The following is a 3,743-nucleotide window of genomic DNA, read 5'->3' as shown; positions in this document are numbered from 1 at the left end:
GGTGGGAATGAGTCATGATGGGGAAGTAGTGTATCAGTCCAAAAGATTTGACCTCTATACAAAATACATTGATAGACTTCTCGAGGAAGGCAAAGCCTATAAATGTTACATGAGTAGAGAAGAACTTGATGCTTTACGTGAAGAGCAAATGGCTAAAAAAGAACGTACACGTTATGATGGACGTTATCGTGATTTTACTGGGACACCACCTGAAGGTGTAGACCCGGTGATCCGTATCAAAGCACCTCAAGAGGGTACGATCAGCTTTGTAGATGGGGTTAAAGGCAAAATGAATATTGCAGCTTCTGAGGTAGATGATTTTGTGATTGCCAGAGCAGATGGTGCCCCTACGTATAATTTTGTGGTTGCGATAGACGATGCACTTATGGGATTGACAGATGTGATCCGAGGAGATGATCATCTTTACAATACCCCTAAGCAGATCGTTGTGTATAATGCACTTGGATTTCCTCTCCCTAACTTTAATCATGTTGCGATGATCAACAATGAACAGGGTAAAAAACTCTCTAAAAGAGATGGAGCAACCGATGTGATGGAGTATAAAGCTATGGGGTACCTTCCTGAAGCACTCTTGAACTTCTTGGTCCGTCTTGGCTGGAGTCATGGTGATCAGGAGATCTTTAGTATCGAAGAGATGATAACACTATTTGACCCTAAAAATATTAATAAAAGTTCATCCAATTATAATCTGGATAAATTACTTTGGTTGAATGCGCATTATATTAAAAACACACCAAATGATGAACTTGCTACTCTACTTAAAGATTTTGGTGTGGATATCCACGGGCATGATAAGTTGGAGTTACTACTTGACGCAACTAAAGAGAGAGGGAAAACGCTTGTAGAACTTGCAGAACAGATCAATCTTATTCTTACTGCACCAAGTGAATATGATGAAAAATCTGCGAAAAAAGCTTTTAAAGGTGAAGCAAAAGAGATATTGAATGATTTTGCATCAATGCTTCAAAACTGGGATAAAACACTGCATCTTCCTTGTGATTACCATACGGTAATGGAAAAACTTGTTGAAACAAAAGAGATAGGGTTTGGTAAGATAGGTATGCCACTCCGTGTGAGTTTACTTGGTTCGATGACCGGATCCGGGCTTGATGAGATCATGGCTATCTTAGGTGTGGATGAAACGGTGTCTCGTATCACAAAAGCGATTGCAACGATAGAGTAGTTTGTAGGGTAAAACCTCTACAAACGTCTACTTTTATTTAGAAATAACTTTAAAGATTTCTTTGATTTGTTATCCATTTTATAACGTATATGGCTCAAATACCAAGTAAGTTGATTCGGTGTTATACCTCTTTTTTTTGCTTCTTTTTTAAGAATGTATTGGGGAATTTTGACTTTGGTCTGTGCAAAAGTGTGAGCCAATTTCAGGATAGCTGTTTCATGTTTGTTGTAACAGAGTCTTGCAAATACAAAGGGAAGACCTGTCTCTTCATGCCAGGCTTCTGCCAGGTCAATACCCTCTCCACCATTTAAATAATGTTTCAGTGCTGCATCACCAATGAGTACTTTTCCCTGCAGATCCAATACTCGTGCAAGTTGATTGGAAGTGGCAGATGCTGGATCAATCTCATTTTCTCCTTCTAAAAGTAAAACACTGTAGACTTTTTTATCCGCTACGATACCTAGATCTGTGCATTTACATTTAGCAGACTCGACAGAAGAGATGAATGCAGCATTGACCTCTCGCCGTTTTAGTGCTTTGTTGATCTGTGAAGGGACTGCACGTTTGTAACGAAAGGTCATCTGGGAAGCATTGTTGGAAATATAGCGCTTGAGGAACACTTGAAAAGGTAGCAAATTGAGATAGCTAATAGACCCAAACAACATGGCGTAAGCTCCTCTCAAAATCCTGTTTAAGCGTAATTATACCAAACAAGATTTATAATCGCGTTACTATTATAGGCCATTTTTCGGGCAAAACCTGTCAAATGACACTAACGCAAGTCCTTTTAACTAAAGGGCTCATATGACTAGTTGTACATAATAAAAAGGAGCTTTCTCATGGTAAAAGTAGAATTTTTAGGTCCTATCGGTAAGGCCCCGGTAGAGATGGAAGCAGAAACATTGGCAGATATCTCTGCACAGCTTAAAGAAGATAGTAGTTTATTACAATGGTTGGACAAATGTGCCGTAGCATTGAATGACACAATGGTGAATGACCTGACAACCGTACTCAAGGATGGTGATAAAATCTCTATCTTGCCTCCTGTGTGTGGTGGCTAAGTCGTGGAACTTTACAATGGCCCGTTAGATACCAAAGAGATATTTGGTCGTTGGCTTGATGAACAAGCAGAGTCAAACTATGGTGCCTATATTCCTTTTGTGGGAACGATACGTGCAGAGGATGATATAGAAGCACTTAGTTTTGATATCTATGAACCTATACTACAAAAATGGTTTGATGACTGGCAAGAGAAAGCAGCTGCTCTAGGAGCGGTGGTAAGAATGGCACACTCCATAGGAGATGTCCCAGTACATACCTCTTCATATGTTTCTGCTGTGTTCTCGCCTAAACGTAGAGTAGCACTAGAACTCATAGATGAATTTGTAGAAGATTTTAAAGCCAATGCGCCTATCTGGAAGTATGATGTAAAAAATGGAAAACGAATTTATGCAGAAGACAGAAGCACTCCGATGAATGGTTCGGGACTATTGGCATAATAATGAAGGAACAATGATAATGGCATTTATGCACTTTGATGAATCAATCGAGATGATACAAAATCTTGAGATAAACACGTACAAAACAAAAAAACTTTATTTGGTAGATGCTTTAGGGTATGTACTGGCGGAAGATATTATCGCAGATCATAACTCTCCGGAGTTCCCTACTTCTGCGATGGATGGCTATGCTATCATCCATGAAGATATGACTTTAGGTACGCTCAAGGTGGGCAGTATCAACCCTGCGGGTTCTGCACTGAAAGAAGAAGTGATAGGCGGTACATGCATCAAGACCTTTACGGGTTCACTTATGCCTCATGGAGCAGACACCCTTATCCCTATAGAAAATGTAGAAGTTGATGGTGATGAGATTGTCATCAAGGAAGAGGTTCCCCAAGGGTTTTCTGTACGTGAAGTAGGAGAGAACTATGCAAAAGGGCAGATGCTTATTCCTAAGGGGACAAAAATTGACTTTCCTCAAATAGGGGTAATGGCCAGTTTGAACATCGCCAATGTACTTGTCTATGAGAAGCCAACAGTGGCTATCATATCAACAGGTTCGGAACTATTAGAATTAGGGGAAGAACAAACCAATGATTCTCAGATACGAAGCTCCAATAATTATATACTAGAGGCAATTGTCAATAAGTATGATGGTATCCCTATGCAACTTGGGTGCATTAAAGATGATAAAGCGACTATTACTACAGCTATCTCAGATGCGTTAGAGAAAAGTGATATTGTTGTCACCACAGGTGGTGTAAGTGTCGGTGATTTTGATTTTGTAAAAGATGTAATCTATGAACTTGGATGTGATGTAGTGTTCAAGGGTGTACGCGTGAAACCGGGGCAGCATATCATGGTAGCACGCAAAGATGATAAATTTATCATCGGACTGCCTGGTTTTGCCTATTCTTCTACGGTCACAGCACTATTGTACTTGGTTCCATTTATAGAAAAACTTCAACATGGAAAGTCCTCTTTACGTAAGGTCAAAGCCAAATTGGCTGAGGCATTTGTCAAACGTGCTAAAAAAG

General features: G+C 39.8%; 5 protein-coding genes. 4 read left to right on the top strand and 1 reads right to left on the bottom strand.

Annotation, left to right across the window (positions count from 1 at the left end; translation table 11 throughout):
• Position 1 precedes the first annotated feature (1 nt).
• Complete coding sequence (gene gltX / locus WBM70_RS00800) at positions 2-1,204, top strand: glutamate--tRNA ligase (protein ID WP_424556615.1); 1,203 nt, start codon at positions 2-4, stop codon at positions 1,202-1,204.
• A gap of 17 nt (positions 1,205-1,221) precedes the next feature.
• On the opposite strand, the gene WBM70_RS00795 is transcribed toward gltX, so the two are convergent.
• Positions 1,222-1,869, bottom strand: coding sequence for an MqnA/MqnD/SBP family protein (locus WBM70_RS00795; protein WP_424556614.1), 648 nt, complete (start codon positions 1,867-1,869; stop codon positions 1,222-1,224).
• Positions 1,870-2,043: 174 nt separating this feature from the next.
• Here WBM70_RS00795 and WBM70_RS00790 point away from each other — a divergent pair, with 174 nt between their 5' ends.
• The 3 genes from WBM70_RS00790 to WBM70_RS00780 form a co-directional block, all read left to right on the top strand.
• Positions 2,044-2,265, top strand: a complete 222-nt coding sequence (locus WBM70_RS00790) for a MoaD/ThiS family protein (RefSeq protein WP_424556613.1) — start codon at positions 2,044-2,046, stop codon at positions 2,263-2,265.
• Positions 2,266-2,268: 3 nt separating this feature from the next.
• Positions 2,269-2,703: a molybdopterin synthase catalytic subunit gene (locus tag WBM70_RS00785; protein ID WP_424556612.1), complete on the top strand. Its 435-nt coding sequence runs from the start codon at positions 2,269-2,271 to the stop codon at positions 2,701-2,703.
• Positions 2,704-2,722: 19 nt separating this feature from the next.
• On the top strand, positions 2,723-3,743 hold a 1,021-nt coding region (locus WBM70_RS00780; protein WP_424556611.1), incomplete at its 3' end, for a molybdopterin molybdotransferase MoeA.

This window comes from Sulfurovum sp. (assembly GCF_049668085.1).
Lineage (GTDB): Bacteria > Campylobacterota > Campylobacteria > Campylobacterales > Sulfurovaceae > Sulfurovum.
This window is presented reverse-complemented; position numbering and strand designations above follow the sequence as displayed.

Excerpts from the sequence above, each read along its gene's own strand:
- WBM70_RS00795 (WP_424556614.1), bottom strand. The coding sequence starts at position 1,869 with ATGTTGTTTGGGTCTATTAGCTATCTCAATTTGCTACCTTTTCAAGTG.
- WBM70_RS00790 (WP_424556613.1), top strand. The coding sequence starts at position 2,044 with ATGGTAAAAGTAGAATTTTTAGGTCCTATCGGTAAGGCCCCGGTAGAG.